21 protein-coding genes and 1 pseudogene are annotated in these 22,509 nt (G+C 59.1%); 9 read left to right on the top strand and 13 right to left on the bottom strand.

The genetic code is table 11. The features are described 5' to 3' along the window. Positions 1–5: 5 nt before the first annotated feature. The 7 genes from pqqF to ACYZTU_RS26575 all read left to right on the top strand — a co-directional run bounded on the left by pqqF (position 6) and on the right by ACYZTU_RS26575 (position 7,662). Positions 6–2,438: a pyrroloquinoline quinone biosynthesis protein PqqF gene (pqqF, locus tag ACYZTU_RS26545; RefSeq protein WP_461966697.1), complete on the top strand. Its 2,433-nt coding sequence runs from the start codon at positions 6–8 to the stop codon at positions 2,436–2,438. Positions 2,439–2,593: 155 nt separating this feature from the next. Further along, positions 2,594–2,668: a pyrroloquinoline quinone precursor peptide PqqA gene (gene pqqA, locus ACYZTU_RS26550; protein ID WP_009045898.1), complete on the top strand. Its 75-nt coding sequence runs from the start codon at positions 2,594–2,596 to the stop codon at positions 2,666–2,668. Between the two features lie 86 nt (positions 2,669–2,754). After that, positions 2,755–3,666 carry a pyrroloquinoline quinone biosynthesis protein PqqB gene (pqqB, locus tag ACYZTU_RS26555; RefSeq protein WP_461966699.1) on the top strand — a complete coding sequence of 304 codons (912 nt, stop codon included), beginning with the start codon at positions 2,755–2,757 and terminating at the stop codon, positions 3,664–3,666. A gap of 32 nt (positions 3,667–3,698) precedes the next feature. Then, positions 3,699–4,451 carry a pyrroloquinoline-quinone synthase PqqC gene (gene pqqC / locus ACYZTU_RS26560; RefSeq protein WP_449645284.1) on the top strand — a complete coding sequence of 251 codons (753 nt, stop codon included), beginning with the start codon at positions 3,699–3,701 and terminating at the stop codon, positions 4,449–4,451. Beyond that, positions 4,448–4,723: a pyrroloquinoline quinone biosynthesis peptide chaperone PqqD gene (pqqD, locus tag ACYZTU_RS26565; RefSeq protein ID WP_461966701.1), complete on the top strand. Its 276-nt coding sequence runs from the start codon at positions 4,448–4,450 to the stop codon at positions 4,721–4,723. The genes pqqC and pqqD overlap by 4 nt, the downstream gene beginning before the upstream one ends. After that, positions 4,716–5,870: a pyrroloquinoline quinone biosynthesis protein PqqE gene (pqqE, locus tag ACYZTU_RS26570; protein ID WP_461966703.1), complete on the top strand. Its 1,155-nt coding sequence runs from the start codon at positions 4,716–4,718 to the stop codon at positions 5,868–5,870. Before pqqD ends, pqqE begins: the two co-directional genes overlap by 8 nt. Next, positions 5,836–7,662: a S9 family peptidase gene (locus ACYZTU_RS26575; protein WP_461966705.1), complete on the top strand. Its 1,827-nt coding sequence runs from the start codon at positions 5,836–5,838 to the stop codon at positions 7,660–7,662. The genes pqqE and ACYZTU_RS26575 overlap by 35 nt, the downstream gene beginning before the upstream one ends. Positions 7,663–7,726: 64 nt before the next feature. Here ACYZTU_RS26575 and ACYZTU_RS26580 read toward each other — a convergent pair whose 3' ends face one another. The 3 genes from ACYZTU_RS26580 to ACYZTU_RS26590 all read right to left on the bottom strand — a co-directional run bounded on the left by ACYZTU_RS26580 (position 7,727) and on the right by ACYZTU_RS26590 (position 8,638). Further along, positions 7,727–7,885, bottom strand: a complete 159-nt coding sequence (locus ACYZTU_RS26580; RefSeq protein WP_007904205.1) for a YqaE/Pmp3 family membrane protein — start codon at positions 7,883–7,885, stop codon at positions 7,727–7,729. Positions 7,886–7,968: 83 nt separating this feature from the next. After that, the gene (locus ACYZTU_RS26585; RefSeq protein ID WP_461966706.1) at positions 7,969–8,289 is read right to left on the bottom strand and encodes a helix-turn-helix domain-containing protein; all 321 of its coding nucleotides are present in this window, start codon (positions 8,287–8,289) and stop codon (positions 7,969–7,971) included. After that, positions 8,282–8,638, bottom strand: a complete 357-nt coding sequence (locus ACYZTU_RS26590; protein WP_461971171.1) for a type II toxin-antitoxin system RelE/ParE family toxin — start codon at positions 8,636–8,638, stop codon at positions 8,282–8,284. Before ACYZTU_RS26590 ends, ACYZTU_RS26585 begins: the two co-directional genes overlap by 8 nt. 290 nt (positions 8,639–8,928) lie before the next feature. Here ACYZTU_RS26590 and ACYZTU_RS26595 point away from each other — a divergent pair. Beyond that, positions 8,929–9,069 (top strand): annotated as a pseudogene (locus tag ACYZTU_RS26595) (LysR family transcriptional regulator); the annotation flags it as partial. 227 nt (positions 9,070–9,296) lie between these two features. Here the strand turns inward: ACYZTU_RS26595 and ACYZTU_RS26600 are convergent. The 10 genes from ACYZTU_RS26600 to bioB form a co-directional block, all read right to left on the bottom strand. Continuing rightward, positions 9,297–11,075, bottom strand: coding sequence for an acyl-CoA dehydrogenase C-terminal domain-containing protein (locus ACYZTU_RS26600; RefSeq protein ID WP_461966708.1), 1,779 nt, complete (start codon positions 11,073–11,075; stop codon positions 9,297–9,299). 187 nt (positions 11,076–11,262) lie between these two features. After that, positions 11,263–13,059 (bottom strand): acyl-CoA dehydrogenase C-terminal domain-containing protein, encoded by a 1,797-nt coding sequence (locus ACYZTU_RS26605; RefSeq protein ID WP_461966710.1) that lies wholly within the window; start codon positions 13,057–13,059, stop codon positions 11,263–11,265. A gap of 90 nt (positions 13,060–13,149) precedes the next feature. Next, positions 13,150–14,439, bottom strand: a complete 1,290-nt coding sequence (locus ACYZTU_RS26610) for a GGDEF domain-containing protein (RefSeq protein ID WP_461966712.1) — start codon at positions 14,437–14,439, stop codon at positions 13,150–13,152. Between the two features lie 198 nt (positions 14,440–14,637). Beyond that, positions 14,638–16,443 (bottom strand): phenylacyl-CoA dehydrogenase, encoded by a 1,806-nt coding sequence (locus ACYZTU_RS26615; protein ID WP_282381406.1) that lies wholly within the window; start codon positions 16,441–16,443, stop codon positions 14,638–14,640. Positions 16,444–16,720: 277 nt separating this feature from the next. Further along, on the bottom strand, positions 16,721–17,017 hold the full coding sequence (locus ACYZTU_RS26620) for a pyrroloquinoline quinone biosynthesis protein PqqE (RefSeq protein WP_449645292.1): 297 nt from the start codon (positions 17,015–17,017) through the stop codon (positions 16,721–16,723). A 122-nt stretch (positions 17,018–17,139) separates the two neighbouring features. Next, positions 17,140–17,820, bottom strand: coding sequence for a dethiobiotin synthase (gene bioD, locus ACYZTU_RS26625; protein ID WP_461966714.1), 681 nt, complete (start codon positions 17,818–17,820; stop codon positions 17,140–17,142). Then, entirely contained in the window at positions 17,820–18,629 is an 810-nt protein-coding gene (bioC, locus tag ACYZTU_RS26630) for a malonyl-ACP O-methyltransferase BioC (RefSeq protein WP_461966716.1), read from the bottom strand. Before bioC ends, bioD begins: the two co-directional genes overlap by 1 nt. After that, a complete protein-coding gene (locus tag ACYZTU_RS26635; RefSeq protein WP_461966718.1) occupies positions 18,622–19,353 on the bottom strand; it encodes an alpha/beta fold hydrolase in 732 nt (243 codons plus the stop codon). The genes bioC and ACYZTU_RS26635 overlap by 8 nt, the downstream gene beginning before the upstream one ends. Further along, positions 19,346–20,524, bottom strand: a complete 1,179-nt coding sequence (gene bioF / locus ACYZTU_RS26640) for an 8-amino-7-oxononanoate synthase (RefSeq protein ID WP_461966720.1) — start codon at positions 20,522–20,524, stop codon at positions 19,346–19,348. The genes ACYZTU_RS26635 and bioF overlap by 8 nt, the downstream gene beginning before the upstream one ends. A 62-nt stretch (positions 20,525–20,586) precedes the next feature. Continuing rightward, a complete protein-coding gene (bioB, locus tag ACYZTU_RS26645; RefSeq protein ID WP_461966722.1) occupies positions 20,587–21,642 on the bottom strand; it encodes a biotin synthase BioB in 1,056 nt (351 codons plus the stop codon). A 91-nt stretch (positions 21,643–21,733) separates the two neighbouring features. Here bioB and ACYZTU_RS26650 point away from each other — a divergent pair, with 91 nt between their 5' ends. Further along, positions 21,734–22,474 carry a ComF family protein gene (locus ACYZTU_RS26650; RefSeq protein ID WP_461966724.1) on the top strand — a complete coding sequence of 247 codons (741 nt, stop codon included), beginning with the start codon at positions 21,734–21,736 and terminating at the stop codon, positions 22,472–22,474. Positions 22,475–22,509: the final 35 nt, after the last annotated feature.

Genomic DNA, 22,509 nt, shown 5'->3' on the forward strand with positions numbered 1-22,509 from the left:
TGCTCATGCCTGCGCTGAATCACCCCCACCTTCTCACTGAAACCCTGGCCAACGGTCTGCGGGTGACGCTGCATCATGTGCCCGATTTGAAGCGTAGTGCTGCTGCGTTGCGAGTCGCTGCTGGCAGCCATGATGTGTCGCTGGCCTGGCCCGGGCTGGCGCACTTTCTCGAACACCTGCTGTTTCTCGGTACAGAGCGCTTTCCCGCTGGCCTTGGGCTGATGGCCTACGTCCAGGGTCATGGCGGTCAGGTGAATGCCAAGACCAGCGAACGCACCACGGACTACTTTTTCGAATTGCCGCCTCAGGCGTTTTCCGGCGGACTGGAGCGTCTGTCGGATATGCTCGCTCATGCGCGTATGACTTCGGACGATCAATTGCGGGAACGGGAAGTGCTGCACGCAGAATTTGTCGCATGGTCTCGGGATACGGCAGCTCAGCAGCAATTCTCGCTGTTCGACGGTCTTTCAGCGGCACACCCACTGCGGGCGTTTCATGCCGGAAACCGCTACAGCCTGCCGGTCCCGCAACCTGAGTTCCAGCAAGCCTTGCAGGATGTCTATCAGCGGTTTTATCAGACCGGGCAGATGACCTTGAGCCTGGCCGGGCCGCAGAGTTTCGATGAGTTGAGGGCGATGGCTGAGAGCTTTAGCGCTGCTATTCCCATAGGGGAAAAGGTCCCGCAACAAGCACCTCCATCGCTGATGGATTTTTCGGACAAAAGTTATCAACAAGCTGGAGCGCGCCGACTGGATCAGCTGTTTGCCTTCGAAGCGTTGCCGGATTCATCGTCCGAAGCGCTGGCGTTTCTGTGTCATTGGCTGAACGCCGCGAAACCCGGTGGTCTGCTGGCACAACTGCGCGAGCGCGGGCTGGCTGACAGCCTGAAAGCTGCGCCGTTGTATCAGTTCGCCAGCCAGGCCTTGTTGCACATCGAATTCACGCTGCCTACCAAAGCGACTCCCACCGGAATCCGCGAGCGGCTACTGGATTGGCTTGGATTCTTTGCCTCGCAGCAACCCTGGACCGGATTGCGCGAAGAATACGCCGCCCTGCTGCAACGCCAGCAGCAAGTCAGCGGCGCCCTGCAACTGGCCGGGCTGGACAGCGAACAGCGCGAAGCCGGGTTATCTGAATTGGGCGTTACAGCGCTCAAGGAGATACTGAAACAAATCGGCGCTGTGGATAACTTCACCGGCCAATGGCAACTGCCAACACCCAATCCGTTTTTGCGCGCCGAGACTCCGGCCTCAAGTGCCGGACTGATCCGCGGCCAGACCAGCAAACACCGAGGCCTGCGGACCTTTGCCCAGGATCGTTCGCGAGGCCGTCGCGAACGTTCGCCCATGCAATTCAGTCAGGCGTTGCCGGATAACACTGTCGAAGGTGCCGTTTACCTGCGCTGGCGTCTGGACTTGGCACCTCGCAGCAACCTTCAGGCAAGCCTGGAAAACCGCCTTCAGCCGTTGCGTGAAGACGCTCGTCAGGCAGGTGTCGATTTTTCCTTCAGCGCATCAGGCAATGAATGGCTGCTGAAAATGACCGGGCTACAGGAGCCGATGCCGACCGTCCTCGAACATGCGCTGAAAGAACTGACGACACCTGATGCCAGTTTCTCGCAAGAAGAGCTGCCGAGCGTTGCGTTGATGCCGATTCGACAGTTGCTTAAAGCGCTGCCTGATCACTGCCTTGAGCGCACCGCTGACTCGGACGACTTGATGCAGCTTTGGTCAAGCGCACGCTGGGATGGTCTGGCGACCGGCCTGTCCGCCCAGACACAAGCGGCGATAGGCCTTGCCTTGAGTCGTGTGCCAGGCGCTGCGGACAATCAACTGACGCCGCCCTCCCCGATCAGCACGCAGCGTCTCTGGAGCGCTGTCGATACCGGGTCCAGCGAACACGCGCTGTTGCTCTTCTGTCCGACCGCAACCCGGGACATCGCTGACGAAGCCGCCTGGCGCTTGCTGGCTCACCTCTGCCAGACGCCGTTTTACCAACGCCTGCGGGTGGAGCTGCAGCTCGGTTATGCGGTGTTCAGCGCCCTGCGGCAGATCCATGGACAGGCCGGGCTACTGTTCGGCGTGCAATCTCCAAGTGTCGCGCCTCTGGATCTGCTGGAACACATTGAACATTTCCTGAGCGATTTGGCCGGGATGATCGGCGACATCGATGACGTGGCCTTCATCGACCAGCGCCAGGCACTGGCCGAGCAATTCGATCCCGCGGCGCTACCCGATGCGCAGGCCGCCGAACTGCTCTGGCAAAGCAAACTGGCTGGCCACTCGTCGGATTATCTGGAGCTTCTGCCTCAGACGATTCTGAGGATCGACCGTGAAATGTTACTGGCCGCAGCACATCGACTGAATCAGGCAGAAGATGGTTGGCGCTGTCTGGCCAACGGACCGTGCCCGAGCTCGCCTTGGCAAGCGGCAAAATGATCATTACCGGTGCTGCAATTAGCTTTCTCAAAGATTCCCGGCCAATCGCCCTGTAATTTTGAGTAACATAGCCACCTAACTATCTGAACATCTCCGGCTGGAGGTGGACTATATGTATAGATCTCAACTGTCCCATCACCTGAAGGAGCGCTCCTATGTCCTGGTCCAAACCTGCTTACACCGACCTGCGTATCGGCTTTGAAGTCACCATGTACTTCGCAAGCCGCTAAGTTCTGCCGTTTAGGTAGAGCGCTTGGTTCAGCGCCTCGGTTCGCCGAGGCGTTTTTGTTTTCAGCGTTGAAATGATGGAGCACCCATGTTCGTCCAGATTCTAGGTTCCGCCGCCGGCGGTGGTTTCCCGCAGTGGAATTGCAATTGCGTGAACTGCGCAGGCTTTCGCGACGGCAGCCTGAACGCCAAGGCGCGAACCCAGTCGTCCATTGCGATTTCCGATAACGGCGCGAACTGGGTGCTGTGTAACGCATCGCCGGACATCCGCGCCCAGCTCCAGAGCTACGCCCCGATGCAACCGGGCCGCGCCCTGCGCGATACCGGTATCGACGCGATCATCCTGATGGACAGCCAGATCGACCACACCACCGGCCTGCTCAGCCTGCGCGAAGGTTGCCCGCACCAGGTCTGGTGCACTGACATGGTTCACGAAGACCTGAGCACCGGTTTCCCCCTGTTTAGCATGCTGACCCACTGGAACGGCGGGCTGACCTGGAACCGCATCGAACTTGACCAAAGCTTCACCATCCCGGCCTGCCCGAGCCTGCGCTTCACCCCCTTGCCGCTACGCAGCGCCGCGCCGCCGTACTCGCCGCACCGCTTCGACCCACACCCGGGCGACAACATCGGCCTGATCGTCGAAGACCTCAACACCGGTGGCAAACTGTTCTACGCACCGGGCCTGGGCAAGGTCGACGCACCGCTGCTGGAGATCATGGCCGGCAGCGATTGCCTGCTGGTGGACGGCACGATGTGGGACGACGACGAAATGCAGCGCCGTGGCGTCGGCACTCGTACCGGTCGGGAAATGGGCCACCTGGCGCAGAACGGCCCCGGCGGCATGCTGGAAGTGCTGGAACAACTGCCCAAGCAGCGCAAAGTACTTATCCACATCAACAACACCAACCCGATTCTCGATGAGGATTCGCCTGAGCGTGCAGAACTGACTCGGCGCAATGTTGAAGTGGCCTACGACGGCATGAGTATTGTGCTGTAGGGATTTGTTCCCACAGTTCCCGGAGAACCGAAATGACTGACACAGCAATGTCCCCCGCCGAATTCGAAGCCGCCCTGCGCGCCAAGGGCGCCTACTACCATATCCATCACCCGTATCACGTGGCGATGTATGAAGGCCGGGCGACGCGCGAACAGATCCAGGGCTGGGTCGCCAACCGTTTCTATTATCAGGTGAACATTCCCCTGAAAGACGCCGCGATTCTAGCGAACTGCCCTGATCGAGAAATCCGTCGCGAGTGGATTCAGCGCTTGCTCGACCATGACGGTGCCCCCGGCGAAGACGGCGGCATCGAAGCCTGGCTGCGTCTGGGCCAGGCCGTAGGCCTCGACCCGGATCAGCTGCGCTCTCAGGAATTGGTACTGCCCGGCGTGCGATTTGCCGTGGACGCCTACGTCAACTTCGCCCGCCGGGCCAGTTGGCAAGAAGCCGCCAGCAGCTCACTCACCGAACTGTTCGCGCCGCAGATCCACCAGTCGCGCCTGGACAGCTGGCCGCAGCATTACCCGTGGATCGATCCGGCCGGTTACGAGTATTTCCGCACCCGCCTGGGTCAGGCGCGCCGCGACGTGGAACACGGTTTGGCGATCACTTTGCAGCACTACACGACGCGGGTCGGCCAAGAGCGCATGCTGGAAATTCTCCAGTTCAAACTGGACATTCTTTGGAGCATGCTCGATGCCATGAGCATGGCCTACGAATTGAATCGCCCGCCGTACCACAGCGTGACCGAACAACGGGTTTGGCACAAAGGAATCACCTTATGAGTTTCGATCGCAGCAAGACCCCAACCTGGCGTCAGGGCTACCGCTACCAGTACGAACCGGCGCAGAAAGGTCATGTGCTGCTCTACCCGGAAGGCATGATCAAACTCAATGAAAGCGCCGCAATGATCGGAGGCTTGATCGATGGCGAGCGTGATGTCGCGGCGATCATCGCCGAACTGGACGCGCAGTTCCCCGGCGTGCCTGAGCTCGGTGAAGACATCGAGCAATTCATGGAGGTTGCCCGTGCTCAGCACTGGATCGAACTTGCCTGATTCCGCGTCAGACAAGTTACCGCCCAAGCCCGAAATCGGTCTGCCCTTGTGGCTGCTCGCCGAGCTGACGTATCGCTGCCCACTGCAATGCCCGTACTGTTCCAATCCGCTGGACTTCGCCGAGCAAGGTAAAGAACTGAGCACCGAGCAGTGGATCAAGGTATTTCGCGAAGCGCGGGAGATGGGCGCGGCGCAGTTGGGCTTTTCCGGCGGCGAACCGCTGGTGCGCCAGGACCTCGCCGAGCTGATTGCCGAGGCGCGCAAACTGGGTTTCTACACCAACCTGATCACCTCGGGCATCGGCCTGACCGAGCAGAAAATCAGCGACTTCAAGAAGGCCGGCCTGGACCATATTCAGATCAGCTTTCAGGCCAGCGACGAGCACGTGAACAACTTGCTGGCCGGCTCGAAAAAGGCCTTCGCGCAGAAGCTGGAAATGGCTCGCGCGGTGAAAGCCCACGGCTATCCGATGGTGCTGAACTTCGTGACCCATCGGCACAACATCGACAAGATCGACCGGATAATCGAGTTGTGCATCGCCCTTGAGGCGGACTTTGTGGAACTCGCCACTTGCCAGTTTTACGGTTGGGCGCAGCTCAATCGGGTCGGTCTGTTGCCGACCAAGGAACAGCTGGTCCGCGCCGAACGCATCACCAACGAATACCGCGCCAAACTGGAAGCCGAAGGGCATCCGTGCAAGCTGATTTTCGTCACCCCGGACTATTACGAAGAACGCCCGAAAGCCTGCATGAACGGTTGGGGCAGCATCTTTCTTACCGTCACACCGGACGGAACCGCCCTGCCCTGTCACGGCGCCCGACAGATGCCGGTGCAGTTTCCCAACGTGCGCGACCACAGCATGCAGCACATCTGGTACGACTCGTTCGGCTTCAACCGCTTCCGCGGTTACGACTGGATGCCCGAGCCGTGCCGTTCCTGCGACGAGAAAGAAAAAGACTTCGGCGGCTGTCGCTGCCAGGCATTCATGCTCACGGGGGACGCGAGCAATGCCGACCCGGTGTGCAGCAAGTCGGAACATCACGGCGTGATCCTCAAGGCACGCGAAGAAGCCGAGCACGCGACCCAGACCATCGAACAACTGGCGTTTCGCAATGAACGAAATTCACGACTCATCGCTAAAAGCTGAACCCTTCAGTGCTGCCAGGGCCGTCGCGGCCGGCATCGACTTCGCCGAGTTGCAGGTCGGCCAAAATGGCTTGTTCTGGAACGAGTACCGACCCGAGGATGCCGCCTGCCGGATCTGGCATTGGCGTGATGGCCAGGCGCATTGCCTGACGCCTGCGGGCTTCAGTGCACGCAGTCGGGTGTACGAATATGGCGGTGGAGCGTTTTGTCTGACCGATGACGGGATCGTGTTCGTCAACGAGGCGGACCAACAGCTGTATCGGCAGTCGCTGGCAGGCGAAACACCGGAGTTGCTGAGCTTAAGCGAATGCCGATACGGCGATCTGCAGTTCGCCAATGGGCAGGTATTGGCGGTTGAAGAAAACCGCGATCGGCATCGTCTGGTGGCTATCGATGTGGCCGACGGCGTACGCCATCTGCTGGCCGAAGGCGCCGACTTCTATGCCGCACCGACGTTGAGCCCCGACGCGCAACGACTGGCGTGGATCGAGTGGAGTCGTCCGGATCAACCATGGACCGCGACTCGCCTGATGGTTGCCGAACGCCAGAACGATGGCAGCTTTGCTCTGCCGCGTTGCGTGGCTGGCGAAGACGCTGAGGAATCGCTGCAACAACCGAGGTTTGACGCAAGTAGCCATTTGTTTTGCCTGACTGATCGCGGCGGCTACTGGCAGCCTTGGGTGGAATCGACAGACGGTCTGAGACCGCTGCCGAGTGCCGCTGCCGATCATGCGCCAGCGCCATGGCAGCTGGGTGGCAGCACCTGGTTGCCGCTGAGCGAAAGCAGCTATCTGGCAAGCTGGACCGAAAACGGGTTTGGCAGACTGGGTCTTTGTGGTGACTCCCGTGAAGATTTCACTGGCGATTACAGCCGGTTCCGCCATCTCGCGCTGGATGAGCGGTTCATTTACTGCATCGCCGCTTCGCCAGTCAGTTCGTCGGCAGTCATTGCCATCGACCGCCAAACCCAGCAGGTCAAAACATTGGCTGGCGGTATTGCACCGTTGCCCGCCGAACAGATCAGCGTCCCGCAAACCCTGCGCTACCCGAGCGGTTCGGGCGAGGCACACGGTTTTTTCTATCCAGCGATAACCGGTGAAGCAAAACCGCCTCTGGTGGTGTTTATCCACGGTGGCCCGACTTCAGCCTGCTACCCCATGCTCGATCCGCGCATCCAGTATTGGGCTCAACGCGGCTTCGCCGTGGCCGACCTCAACTACCGCGGCAGCAGTGGCTACGGCCGGGCTTATCGACAAGCGCTGCACTTGAGTTGGGGCGAAGTGGATGTGGAGGATGCCTGCGCAGTCGTCGCTCATCTTGCGGAACGCGGACTGATCGACGGCAACAAGGCGTTTATTCGCGGTGGCAGTGCCGGCGGCTACACCACACTGTGTGCGCTGGCCTTTCACACAGTCTTCCGCGCCGGCACGAGCCTGTATGGCGTTAGTGATCCGGTGGCACTGGGCCGGACGACCCACAAGTTCGAAGGCGATTATCTGGATTGGCTGATCGGCGACCCGGTGCAGGATGCCGAACGCTACGCTGCACGAACACCGCTATTGCATGCGGGCAATATCAGTGTGCCGGTGATTTTCTTTCAGGGTGAGCTGGACGCCGTGGTGGTTCCTCAACAGACCCGCGACATGGTCACGGCGTTGCAGGACAACGGCATTCTGGTTGAAGCGCATTATTACGCTGACGAACGCCATGGCTTTCGCAAGGCCGGCAATCAGGCCCATGCGCTGGAGCAGGAGTGGTTGTTTTATCGAAGAGTGATGGCGCTGGTGGACTGAGATCGCAGCGTTCCATTCGCGGGCAAGCCTTGCTCGCGAATGGAATCTATCTGACGCCGCGAACTCAGCGCTTGGCGATGATGTACACCGCATGCACGATCCCGGGGATGTAACCGCACAACGTCAGCAGAATATTCAGCCAGAACGCACCGGCGAAACCGACTTGCAGAAACACACCCAGTGGCGGCAATAGAATGGCGATGATGATGCGAATAAAGTCCATGGGGTAGCTCCTGATTTAAAGTTGGCTCGTGTGAGCCTACAGCTAATCGACCTGTACCGTTCGTCAGGGTTCAGTGCGGCTCTTCAGGCCAGTATCTCAAGACCGTGTTTCTGAACGATGCTCAGCAACTTCAGCGCCATGCCACTGGGGTGCTTGTCTCCCGCTTCCCATTGTTTAATCGTCGAGGCGCTGGTGTTCAGATAACGCGCGAACACCGGTTGGCTGACATTGTTGCGCTCACGTAGCGCTTTGATCTGCTCAGCGGGGATCGCGTCTGGAACCGTTGCAAGGCACGAATCATCGAATTCACGCATGGTTGCCTTGCTGATTGCACCGATGGCAAACAAGGCACTGGCCGATTCGTGTATCGATTCAAATACTTCACTTTTGAATTTTTTACTCATGGGATATCTCCACAAACTCCTTAGCGTCCAGCAAGTGCTGGACTTGCATCTCGGTCAATGCGCCATAGACCTTGGCTAAACCGCGCAATTCTGTAGGCTCCGCAAAATTGATATTGCTCCGATCCTTCTTTGCAAACAGCAACTGATAAATCCAGTAATGCCCACCCCTTGCCAGAACAATCGATCGATGGCGATTGGCATTCAAGCACTTCTTCCAAACCCCGCCGCCGAGATTGTCCGCCTGGCCATTGAGCATTTCGGTGAATGCCTCCCGAAGCTCATCATCACCGACCCAGGCCTTTCCGGCCTGCATCGCAAAACGCTTTGTCTTGAATAACCTTGGTGGCATCGGCATCCCTTCCAGAAACATACCACTCAGTGGTATAGAACTCAAAGCCAGTTCCACAACAATGTTGTTTCACCGGCACCGGCATTCCTTGCCGGTCCTTTTAAAAAACCATTGATCCCGCTACCGCTCAAGCACTGAAATGCGTTTGGCAAAACGCAGAGACAAAAAAACGCCCCACGCCAAAAGAATAGGCATGGGGCGATGCGTTGTACCGCGAGACGGTTCGGGAATTCGTGTAGGGCGGGTCTGATCAGACGGCAATCCCTTTGCGGCACTGCCGAGCCGCGGGACCGCTGAAAGTCGGATTGGTGTGTCGAGATGTGCAGCGACAACAAGCCTCGCTGGCCTTATGGCGTACGTTGCTGGAAGAAGTGATGAAGAGTTCGGAGGGGCGTTTGAGCAGCTCGGCAACACTGGATGATATGGGCTGAACACTTTTCTGCAGGTAAAAGAAAACCCCGCCGAAGCGGGGCTTTGCAGACTGTTTCCCTGACATCCATTTCACTCCACCGTCCTGGCAGAATCCTACGTGTCCGTGTTGTTGCTTTGCGCTTCCTGCGCGACGTCCATGTGAAGTAGATTAGCCGTGGATCCAATCTTCATCTATGGGAGAAGAGCAGCACGTCATGTAAGAAAATGCTTACACGACGTTACATTGTCAGAACTGTCCTGCGTCCAGCAGGAACAACGACTCGCTGCCGGCCTTCACCGACGCGCTCAATGAGTGAATACGCGGCAGCAGGCGTGCGAAATAGAACCGCGCCGTGCCCAGCTTGCTTGCGTAGAAATCGTCCTGCGCTTCTTTGCCCAAGGCAGCCTTGGCCATCAGTGCCCACATGTAGGCGTACGCCACATAACCGAAGGCTTGCAGGTACTCGACCGAGGCCGCACCGATTTCGTTCGGGTTGTTTTTCGCCCGGTCGAGCAACCAGGCGGTCAGTTCGTCGAGGGTGGTCACCGCATCGTTCAGCGGTTTGGTGAACTCCACCAGGTCAGCGCTGGCGGTCGCGGTGAAATGACGGATCTCGTCAGCAAACAGGTTGTAAAACGCCCCGCCGGTGCCGACGATCTTGCGTCCTACCAGGTCCAGCGCCTGAATGCCGTTGGTGCCTTCGTAGATCTGAGTGATGCGCACGTCGCGAACCAGTTGCTCTTGGCCCCACTCACGGATGTAACCGTGGCCGCCGAAAATCTGCTGGCCATGAACCGTGGTTTCCAGACCGAGGTCGGTCAGGAATGCCTTGGCCACCGGGGTCAGCAAGGCCACCAGGTCTTCCGCGCGTTTGCGGGTCGTGGCGTCTTCACTGAATTTGGCGGTGTCCAGTTGCATGGCCACGTAGGTCGAGAAGGCACGACCGCCTTCGTTCGAGGCTTTCATGGTCAGCAGCATACGACGCACGTCTGGGTGGACGATGATCGGGTCAGCGACCTTGTCCTTGTTCTGCGCGCCGGTCGGCGAACGGCTTTGCAGACGGTCGCGAGCGTATTCGACGGCGTTCTGGTAGGAGCGCTCGCCGGTGGCCAGGCCCTGGATACCAACGCCCAGACGTTCGTAGTTCATCATGGTGAACATCGCCGCCAGGCCTTTGTTCGGCTCGCCGACCAGGTAACCCACGGCCTCGTCGAAATTCATCACGCAGGTCGCGGACGCCTGAATGCCCATCTTGTGTTCGATCGAACCGCAGTTGGCAGGGTTACGCGCACCGAGAGTGCCATCGGCGTTGACCATGAACTTCGGCACCAGGAACAGCGAAATGCCTTTCGGACCCGCCGGCGCATCCGGCAGTTTGGCCAGCACCAGATGGATGATGTTTTCGGTCAGATCGTGCTCACCACCGGTGATGAAGATCTTGGTGCCACTGACTTTGTAGGAACCGTCGGCCTGAGGTTCGGCCTTGGTGCGGATGATGCCCAGATCAGTACCGGCGTGCGATTCGGTCAGGCACATCGAACCGGCCCAGACACCGGCGTACATGTTCGGCAGGTACGCGGCTTTCAGCGCTTCGCTGGCGTGGGCATTGATCGACAGGCACGCACCCGCGGTCAGCATCGGATACAGGCCGAACGACAGGCTGGCGGAGTTGACCATTTCTTCGACCTGAGCCGAAACAGCCTTGGGCATGCCCATGCCGCCGTAGGTCGGATCGCCACCGACACCGACCCAACCGCCTTCAGCGTAAGTCTGATAAGCCTGTGGGAAACCGGCCGGCGTGGTGACGGCACCGTCCGCCCAATGGCAACCTTCTTCGTCAGCCGCACGGCTCAGGGGCGCGATGCTTTTGCTGGTGACCTTGCCGGCTTCTTCAAGAATGGCTTCAACGGTTTCTGCATCGACAGTCTCGGCCAGCGCAGGCAGTTCGGCCCAGAGTTTGGCGACCTCGAAAACCTCATTGAGGACGAAGCGCATATCGCGCAGGGGCGCTTTGTAGTCAGCCATGGCAAACCTCGCAAGATCTAAACAGGTGATTCGTAGGAGTGATGCTTTCGTTGGGTTCGAGTGTAACCCAACAACTTTTACGACACATAGGGTCAGCACATGACCATTTTGTTATTTTTAGTCACTGAAAATCTGGCCATTAAAGAAGCCCGCAGCTAGGCGGGCTCTTTTCCGACGGTTTGAAAAACTATAGCGCGAACAATTTCGCAGGCAACTTCATCAGGCAATCGCTGCCCGCCTCGATGGCCGCGCGATGAGCAGCCGTGCGTGGCAGCAAACGTTTGAAGTAAAACTCGCTGGTCGCCAGTTTTGCCTGGCAGTAATCGGCATCGCCACTGCCCGAATCGAGCTGTGCCTGAGCGACCAACGCCATGCGCAGCCACAGATAGCCGAGGATGATGTAACCGCTGTACATCAGGTAATCCACCGAAGCCGCGCCCACTTCATCCGGATTTTTCATCGCGGCCATACCGACCTTGGTGGTCACCTCTCCCCACTGCTGATTCAGGTCGTTGAGCTGCGCAACGTAGCTGGCGAGTTGTGGATGTCCGGCGTTTTCCGCACAGAACTTGTGGACGATTTTAGTGAAGCCGCGCAGCAATTTCCCTTGGCTGCCGAGGACTTTTCTTCCAAGCAAGTCCAGCGCCTGAATGCCGTTGGTGCCTTCATAGATGGGTGCGATCCGGCAGTCACGAACCAGTTGCTCCATGCCCCACTCGCGGATGAATCCGTGACCACCAAACACCTGCATGCCGTGGTTGGTCACTTCCAGCCCGGTATCGGTCATGAAGGCTTTGCAGATCGGCGTGAGGAACGCCAGCAGGTCTTCGGCTTCCTGACGCGCCGTTTCATCCGGGCTCAGATGCGCCACGTCCAGCAACTGCGCGGTGAAATAAGTCAGCGCCCGGTTGCCTTCGTTGAAGGCCTTCATGGTCAGCAACATCCTGCGCACGTCAGGATGAACAATGATTGGATCGGCGGCTTTTTCCGGCGCTTTCGGGCCGGTCAGCGAGCGCATCTGCAGGCGGTCGTTGGCGTACTTGATCGCGCCCTGAAAGCTTGCCTCCCCCAGACACAAACCCTGCATGCCGGTGCCCAGCCGAGCATGGTTCATCATGGTGAACATGCAGTTCAGACCCTTGTTCGGCTCACCGATCAAGAAGCCCTTGGCGTCGTCGAAGTTCAGTACGCAGGTGGCTGAAGCCTTGATGCCCATTTTGTGTTCGATCGAGCCGCAAGAAACGCCGTTGCGCTCTCCCGCCTCCCCCTCGTCATTGGGTAGGAATTTAGGAACGATAAACAGCGAAATGCCCTTGGTACCGGCCGGAGCATCCAGCAGTTTCGCCAGCACCAGGTGAATAATGTTGTCGCTCAAGTCGTGCTCGCCGGCGGAGATGAAAATCTTGCTGCCGGAGATCGCGTAACTGCCATCGGCCGCAGGCACCGCGCGGGTTTTGATGATGCCTAGGTCGGTGCCGCAATGGGCTTCGGTCAGGCACATGGTGCCGGTCCATTGGCCGGCGGTGAGTTTGCTCAAGTACGTCTGTTTTTGTTCTTCAGTGCCATGGGCGTGGATTGCCGACATCGCACCGTGGGTCAGGCCGGGGTACATGCCCCAGGAGGTGTTGCTGGAGCCGACCATTTCGCTGATGACCAGCCCCAATGAACTCGGCAAACCCTGGCCACCGTAAACCGGATCAGCCGCCAGGCCATGCCAGCCGCCTTCAACGTATTGTGCGAATGCCTGCTTGAAGCCTGTAGGCGTCGTGACCACGCCATTGTCGAAATGGCAGCCTTCTTCGTCGCCGCTGCGGTTCAGCGGTGCGAGAATGTTCTCACAGAATTTGGCACCTTCTTCGAGGATCGCATTAACCATGTCCGGGCTGGCATCGGTGGCGCCCAGCGCGGCGTAGTTGCTGTGAAAATCGAAGACGTGGTCGATCAAAAAGCGCATGTCGCGCAGGGGAGCTTTGTACTCAGGCATGGTCATTTCTCCGGCAGCAGATTCCCCAAACCTACTGCCGCACACCCGCCCTCACAATCACAGTCCAGACGCTGAATGCGTCATCATCACTCAATCATCAGCGGCGTCCATGCGCACCGCGCCACGGCGGTTCTGACCGAACGCCACCACGCAGTTTCGCCCCGCACCCTTGGCGCTGTAGAGCGCCTCGTCAGCGGACTTGAGCACTTTTTCGGGGGTACGCTGGTCCAGTCGTTCGGCGACACCAATACTGACGGTGACCGACACACTTGAGGCGCCCGAACCCGCCCGGCGCTGTCGACCTTGCTGGTCGTCCTGGGGGCGGCTGTCCGGATTGCGCAGCTGAATGTTGTAGGTGGCGATGGACTCGCGGATGACTTCCAGGTGCGGCATGCACTCTTCAAGGGTCTTGCCCGCGAACACCAGGGCGAATTCCTCACCGCCGTAGCGATATGCCCTACCGCCTCCGCCGATTTTCGACAGTTTGCTGGCGACAAGTCGCAGCACCTGGTCGCCGACATCGTGGCCGTGGGTGTCGTTGAATTTCTTGAAGTGGTCGACGTCGCTCATTGCCAGCACGTAATTGCGCCCCAACCGCTGCATCCGCTCGTTCAAGGCGCGGCGGCCCGGCAGACCGGTAAGCTCGTCACGGAAGGCCATTTGATAGGCCTCATGGGCGACCGCTGCGGCAATCATCAACATCACCTGACTGCACATGATGTTCAGAGTGAACGGCAGGATGAACGTTTTCGGCAACATCCAGAACAACCCGAGCAAGCCCACCAATTGGGCAGCATGCAAGGGTCTCGGGTTGCGCCAGTATTGCCAGGCCAGTAACGCAAACGAGGCGATGAACACTGGATAAGACAACTGGATCAAGCTCATCCAGGCGCCATGCAAGGCTGGCCAACGGATCTCCGACAGCCACATCAACAGCGCCTGTGGGTAACTTTGTTCCAGCCCCAACGCCACGCTACCGAAGGCCAGCAACACCGCGAAGCGCGCCACCATGTCCTGGAACAAGTGGGTGCGCTCCTGCCAGGCGGCGAACAAGCCAAAGAGCAGCGGCAGCAACAGGCAGCACAGATGGAAGACCACCGCGGCGTCTTCACGGACTTTGCCATTGTCGCGGTAGTAATCAGTTTGGGTGTCGAGCAGGAAGTAGGCAATGTACACCGTGACCATCAGAAACAGCTCACGCTGACGTCGGTAAACCGCGCAGTAAGCACCGCCGAGCAACAACACCAGCGTTGGCAGTACGTTGAACAGCGAGGTGAAAAAGACGTTCAGATCCTTCACGTACGCAGCCGCAAGCCCCGCAAGCAAAAGCACTAATGACGGTAGGAAATGGCTGAAACGTACAGCGGAAGAACGCGGCAAGGGTAAAGCTCCGACCCGGCAAACAAAGATGGCATTGTGCCTGCTCCTTGAGCAGCATGTCACATCGCCATCCTCTTTAACGGCAGCGAAGGCGTTCTTCTTAGCGTTTTAGTCAGGAATATTTACGCGTTGATATCGCGCACAAAAAAGCCGCTGCTCCCGAGGAAGCAGCGGCTTTTTTAAGAACTGCGTTAAGGCTTAGTAGCCCAGCGCGAAGTTCTCTTCTTTCATGTCCATCAGGTTGTTGGCGCCCGACAGCATGGTGACAACATGAGTGCGAGTACGCGGCAGGATGCGCTGGAAGTAGAAGCGCGCAGTCTGCAGCTTGGCGGTGTAGAACGCCTCTTCGGTGGTACCGGCAGCCAGTTTCTCGGCAGCCAGACGCGCCATGTCAGCCCAGAAATAAGCCAGGCAGGCGTAACCGGAGTACATCAGGTAGTCCACCGACGCCGCGCCGACTTCTTCGCGGTCTTTCATGGCCGCCATACCGACCTTCATGGTCAGCTCGCCCCACTCTTTGTTCAGCGCAGCCAATGGCTCGACGAACTCTTTGACCGCTTCGTTGCCTTCGTTGGTCTGGCAGAACTTGTGAACGATCTTGGTAAAGCCTTTCAGAGCCTCGCCTTGAGTCATCAGCACTTTACGGCCCAGCAGGTCGAGTGCCTGGATACCGGTGGTGCCTTCGTACAGCATCGAAATGCGGCTGTCGCGAACGTTCTGCTCCATGCCCCACTCGGCGATGAAGCCGTGGCCGCCATAGATTTGTACGCCGTGGTTGGCGGACTCGAAGCCGACTTCAGTCATGAAGGCTTTGGCAATTGGCGTCATGAACGCCAGTAATGCGTCGGCTTTCTTCTTCTCTTCTTCGTCTACGCCGTATTTAACGATGTCGACTTGCTTGGCGGTGAAGTAAACCATCGCACGGTTACCTTCGGCGAAGGCCTTCATGGTCAACAGCATGCGACGTACATCAGGGTGAACGATGATCGGGTCGGCGGCTTTTTCTGGCGCTTTCGGGCCGGTCAGGGAGCGCATTTGCAGACGATCGCGAGCGTATTTCAGGCCGCCCTGGAAGCCGATCTCGGCGTGAGCCAGACCTTGTAGCGCCGTACCCAGACGTGCGGTGTTCATGAAGGTGAACATGCAGTTCAGGCCTTTGTTCGCCGGGCCGATCAGGAAACCGGTGGCCGCGTCGAAGTTCATCACGCAGGTGGCGTTACCGTGGATGCCCATCTTGTGTTCCAGGGAACCGCAGGTCACGGCGTTGCGAGCGCCGATCGAACCGTCTTCGTTCGGCATGAACTTTGGAACGATGAACAGCGAAATGCCTTTGGTGCCAGCCGGTGCATCCGGCAGGCGTGCCAGCACGATATGAACGATGTTGTCGGCCATGTCGTGTTCGCCGGCCGAGATGAAGATCTTGGTGCCGGATACTTTGTAGGAACCGTCGGCCTGAGGTTCGGCCTTGGTGCGCAGCATGCCCAGGTCGGTGCCGCAGTGCGGTTCGGTCAGGCACATGGTGCCGGTCCACTCGCCGGAAACCAGTTTGGTCAGGTAAGCCTCTTGCTGCTCAGGCGTGCCGTGCTCGGAAATGGTGTTCATCGCGCCATGGGACAGGCCTGGGTACATGCCCCACGACCAGTTGGCTTCGCCAACCATTTCACTGACCGCCAGACCCAGAGACTCCGGCAAGCCCTGGCCGCCGTGCTCTACGTCGTGGGCCAGGCTAGGCCAGCCGCCTTCGACGAATTGCTTGTAGGCTTCTTTGAAGCCGGTCGGGGTTTTAACGCCGGACTCGCTCCAGGTGCAACCTTCGGTGTCACCCACGCGGTTCAGCGGAGCCAGCACCTGCTCACAAAACTTGGCGCCTTCTTCGAGAATGGCGTCAACCATGTCTGGAGTTGCGTCCTGGCAAGCCGGAAGGCTCTGATAGTGCGCTTCGTAGCCGAGCAGCTCGTCACGAACGAAGCGAATATCACGCAAGGGGGCCTTGTAGTCAGGCATAGCGATAAACCTCTGCTGATGTAACCGGGAATGAACGACCGCGTTGATTTATTGTGGCGGTCAAACAGTTGTTTGAAACATACGTTTGCGCCTAAAGCTTGTCAAGCGCCGATCTTTTGCCATTCGTCATCACGCCATGGGAATACCGGGCACAGCGCAGGGCAACACCGTCGACTGAGCAACACGCTGTGCAGGAAAGATTAGTTGAGCGAGAAAGACTTACGCGGAAAAACGCCGCGAAAAGTCGCGGCGTCAAAGAAGCGAATTGAGCGAGGGATCAGGCGAACGTATCGATCAACGTACCGAGCACTTCGTCGGATGCTTTGGCGACTATGACACCCAGCTCAACCTGAAATTTGCCTTGGGACATCTCGACCATGTTACTGGCCAAGTCCGACTGCTGACTGCGATCGACTGAACGCAGACGATCAACCTGAGCCTCGGAAGACTGGCTGGTCACAGAGCGCTCGATCGTAGTGTTGGCGATCTGGCCAGAGGCTTGATCGACACGGTTTTGCCCTGTCTGAATAGTGCTCAGACCGGCATAAAAAGCGGTGTTTCCTGAGATTTCCATGGGAGAGCTCGTCCTTGCAAAGGATCAACAGCGGCCATTGAACCAGACCCACCGGCAAAAGGCCCGACAAAAACACTAATGGCACAATGCCTTGTCATAGTTAAAACCCCAGCCAAAAAACTTCAGTCCAGCAAATCCAGTTGAAGATGCTCGGCCACCGCCTCGGCGGTCACCAACTTGAGTTTCGGCACCCGCCCCAGGCACGGTGCCGGGATCCGCTCAGCGAGGGTCGCAAGGTTTTCCTCCAGACGCGCAGTCTTCGGATCGATGATATTGGCCACCCACCCCGCCAACTGCAAACCGTCCAAAGCAATTGCCTCGGCCGTCAGCAGCGCATGGTTGATGCAACCCAGACGCACACCCACCACCAGAATCACCGGCAGATCCAGCGCCATCGCCAAGTCCGACAGATTGTCCTGATCTGCCAAAGGCACCCGCCAGCCTCCAGCACCTTCGATCAAGGTGAAATCCGCCTGCATATCGAGGATCTCCCGCATTGGCGCCAACAATGATTGCACCGTCAATGCCACACCGGCCTCCCGTGCCGCCAGATGCGGAGCGATGGCGGGTTCGAGCGCCACAGGGTTGACCTGTGCATAAGTCAAAGGCACCGAGCACTCCGCCAGCAACGCCAATGCATCGGCGTTGCGCAAGCCCTTGGGCGTCACATCGCAACCGGAGGCGACCGGCTTGCCCGCCGCCGTACTCAATCCCGCCGACCGCGCGGCATGCAGCAAGCCTGCGGCAATGGTGGTCTTGCCGACATCAGTGTCCGTGCCGGTGATGAAATACGCTGCGCTCATTAGGGTTTCTCCAAAACGGCGTACACCACTTGATAAGTCGCCGGCAGACCTTCGGCCTGACGAAATTGCTCATAAGCCTCGACCAAGCCGAGGATCCGCGCCCTGCCGGTCAAACCACCCGGTCGACCGGGGTTCAGGTTGTGCGCGCCCAGTGCCTTGAGTTCATGGGTCAGGCTGCGCACATCCGGGTAATGCAACACGTGCGGCCGGGTTTCCAGGCTCGCGACGCTCAAACCGCTGGCCGCGCACAGCTGTTGATAAACCCCGAACTCGCGGAAGCGGTTGACGTGCACCATGCCGTCCACCTGACGCCAGCTGTCACGCAGCTCAAACAACGTGCCCACGCACAGACTAGCAAACGCGAAAATTCCGCCCGGTTTCAGCACCCGATGCGCCTCACTGAGCACCGAGGCGAAGTCTGCACACCACTGCACCGCCAGGCTGGAGAAGATCAAATCGCAGGTTGAATCCTGCAACGGCAACCGCTCGGCATCGCCTGCGATGAAATGCGTCGCACCACCCAAAGGCCGGGCGTGATTAACCATGCCTTCGGCGATATCCAATGCCAGTCCGTTACTGCCAGGAAATAGCTCACCCAATGCACGACTGAAATGCCCGGTGCCGCAGCCCAGATCCAGCCAGACACCCGGCACAAAGTCCGCTGGCAAACGACTCGACAATTCACTGCCAACATCACGCTGCAATTCGGCCACGCTGTCGTAGCTCGCCGCCGCGCGGGAAAAGGACGCCGCCACCTGGCGTTTGTCGGGCAAACCGCCAGGCAGGTTAGGAAGGGATAAATCAGTCATCACCGAACTCATGCAAAAAGGCCTGAATCGCCCCCGCCACACCGTGGGGGTCTTCCAGAAGAAACGCGTGACTGGCCTGCTCAATCAGACCGATTTCGACATCCGGCAACAACGCCAGCAGGTCCCCTGCCGCTTCGGCCGGAACCAGTCCGTCGAGGCCGGCGAACAAATGCAGTTGCGGGCCGCGGAATGCTTGTAATGCCTCGCGGGTATCCAGTTGTGCGAGCAACTCCAGGCCGCTCATCAGCACATCAGGCGACGTGTGTGGCGCGCCACCGAGCAACAGCCGCGACAACCCGCGTGGGTCTTCAGCGCCTTGGGCACAGAGCAGCGAAAAGCGTTTCAACGTCACGCGCGGATCGGTGTGACAACCCGCCAGAAACGCATCGAAGGTCTCACCGGGCATCGCGCTCGGCCATTGCTCATGGGCGACAAACGAAGGATTGCTCGCCAGGGTCAGCAAGCCGCAGCAACGATCACCACGTCGCGCCGCCAACTCGGAAGCGAGCATGCCGCCCAGGGACCAGCCGCCGAGCCAGGCATCCTGTGGCACCGTCGAATCGAGTTCATCGAGCCATTCTTCAAGCGTGCTCGACACCAACTCTGGCAACGGTTCGATCTCGACCTGCAGGTGTTCATCCAGCCCCTGTAATGCGGCGGCCAAAGGTTCCAGCGGCGAAATACCGAGGCCCCAGCCGGGCAGCAGAATCAAACGATTACGCATGGCTTGGCTCCGGTCCCAGTTGTTGAAAACAATCGGCCAGTCCATTTAACAATAGCTGCACCTGCGCCTCGCTGTGCGCAGCGGTCAGGGTCACACGCAGTCGGGCGCTGCCCGCAGGCACGGTCGGTGGACGGATCGCCGTCACCATCAGACCGCGCTCGCGCAACATCTGCGACAGTCGAACCGCACGCCCGGCATCGCCGATCATGATCGGTTGGATCGGCGTGAAGCTGTCCATCAACTCCAGGCCGATCTGCTCGGCACCGTGGCGGAATTGGCGAATCAGCGTTTTCAGATGTTCACGTCGCCAGTGTTCGCTACGCAGCAGCTCAAGGCTTTTCAGCGTTGCGCAGGCCAGCGCCGGCGGCTGACTGGTGGTGTAAATGTAGGGACGGGCGAACTGGATCAGGCTCTCGATCAGTTCCTCGCTGCCCGCCACAAACGCCCCGGCCGTACCGAACGCCTTGCCCAGGGTGCCGACCAATACCGGCACGTCTTCCTGACTCAGGCCGAAATGCTCGACGATCCCGCCGCCATGGGCACCCAGTGGACCAAACCCGTGAGCGTCATCGACCATCAACCATGCACCTTTGGCTTTTGCCTCCCGAGCCAGCGCCGGCAAGTCAGCGATGTCGCCGTCCATGCTGAACACGCCGTCGGTGACGACCAGGGTGTTGCCGGTCGCCTTTTCGAGACGCTTGGCCAGACTCGTTGCGTCGTTGTGCAGGTATCGATTGAAGCGCGCACCGGACAACAGCCCCGCATCCAGCAACGACGCGTGATTGAGCCGGTCTTCCAGCACCGTGTCACCCTGCCCCACCAACGCAGTGACTGCGCCGAGGTTGGCCATGTAACCCGTGGTGAAAAGCAACGCACGCGGACGGCCGGTCAGATCAGCCAAGGCTTCTTCCAGCGCGTGATGCGGACTGCTGTGGCCGATGACCAAATGCGACGCCCCGCCGCCGACGCCCCAACGGGTTGCCCCGGCGCGCCAGGCTTCGATCACTTGCGGGTGATTGGCCAGGCCCAGATAGTCGTTGTTACAAAACGCCAGCAACGGCTGACCATCAACCACCACTTCCGGCCCTTGAGGGCTTTGGAGCAATGGGCGATGTCGATAAAGATTTTCGGCACGACGGGCAGCAAGGCGTGCGGCGAGATCGAAAGACATGCAGGCCTCGGCTCGGGCAGTCAGATTACATAATCCAAGGTTGGGCACAATCCAATGTGGGATCAAACAGCAGCGTTATAAAACTGCTCGCTGCTCTTCTGCTCAACCAGCGCTTGTTCGATCGCGGCCTGATGGACTTCGTCAGCGTGCTCTTCGCGCGCTTCCGGCAGGATGCCCAGTCGCGAGAACAGTTGCATGTCCTTGTCGGCCTGCGGGTTGGCGGTGGTCAGCAATTTATCGCCGTAGAAAATCGAGTTGGCACCGGCGAAGAACGCCAGGGCCTGCATCTGCTCGTTCATCGCTTCGCGGCCGGCGGACAGGCGCACGTGGGATTGCGGCATCAGGATGCGGGCGACAGCAAGCATGCGGATGAAGTCGAACGGGTCGATATCGTCGGCGTTTTCCAGCGGCGTACCGGCGACTTTCACCAGCATGTTGATTGGCACCGACTCAGGATGCTCTGGCAGGTTGGCGAGTTGGATCAGCAGATTGGCGCGGTCATCAAGCGACTCGCCCATGCCGAGAATGCCACCGGAGCAGATCTTCATTCCCGAATCACGCACATAGGCCAGGGTTTGCAGGCGCTCGCTGTAAGTACGGGTGGTGATGATGCTGCCGTAGAACTCAGGCGAGGTATCGAGGTTGTGGTTGTAGTAGTCGAGACCCGCCTGAGCCAGGGCGACGGTCTGGTCCTGGTCGAGACGACCGAGGGTCATGCAGGTTTCCAGGCCCATGGCTTTTACGCCTTTGACCATTTCCAGTACGTACGGCATGTCTTTGGCCGACGGATGTTTCCACGCCGCGCCCATGCAGAAACGGGTAGATCCGATGGCCTTGGCGCGAGCGGCCTCTTCGAGGACCTTCTGCACTTCCATCAGTTTTTCTTTTTCCAGGCCGGTGTTGTAGTGACCGGACTGCGGGCAATATTTGCAATCTTCCGGGCAGGCGCCGGTTTTGATCGACAACAGTGTCGACACCTGGACCCGGTTCGCGTCGAAATGTGCGCGGTGCACCGTCTGCGCCTGAAACAACAGGTCGTTGAATGGCTGAACGAAGAGTGCTTTGACTTCGGCCAAAGACCAGTCATGACGCAGGGTTGCAGTGGTGCTGGCGCTCATGGGCGTTTCCTTGTTTTATGCATGGCTTGCGGCTGGGGAATGGAATACCCACAGACGCGACACGGATGTTCGGCATATTTAAGGAAGAGCGATGCGCTGTCAACCACGATACGATGGACCGGTTTACATCTGGTTAAAAAACAAACAATCTTGCCTGCTCTGCGCAGAAGCGGCCGATGAAAGCACGCCGATCTGCATGGCCTGTGAAATGGAGTTGCCCTGGCTTGGCGATCATTGCCAAACCTGCGCTCTGCCGTTGCCCGCCGCTGGCCTGACCTGCGGCCAATGCCTGAAACAACCGCCCGCCTTCGAGCGAGTGGCCGCGCCATGGACGTACAGCTTTCCGGTGGACACGTTGATCATGCGCTTCAAACATTCTGCGAAGTGGCCGTTTGGCCGCCTGCTCGCCGAACTTCTCGCGCAATTCCTGCAAAATCGCTTCGATGAGGATCTAGAACGGCCCGACGCTCTGGTCCCGGTGCCGCTGGCCGCCAGGCGCCTGCGTCAACGGGGTTTCAATCAGGCCGCGATGCTGGCCCGCTGGCTTAGCGCCAGCCTCGACATTCCTTGTGATGAAACGCTGCTGTTGAGGATTCAGGACACCCGCGCGCAACAGGACCTGAATGCCGACGCCCGCAAAAAAAACCTGCGCAATGCCTTCACTTTGGCGCCCGGTACGTCCATCAAGGGTCGACATTTGGCAGTGGTCGACGACGTGCTCACCACCGGCGCCACAGCCCAGGCCCTCGCTCGGCTGTTGATGGACGCCGGCGCCGCGCGGGTGGACGTCTATTGCCTGGCCCGCACACCCAAACCCGGCGATGCGCCCTGACTTGACTCCCGGGCCCCAAGCCGCCAACGTCCTTC

The organism is Pseudomonas sp. HLT2-19-2, assembly GCF_054898005.1.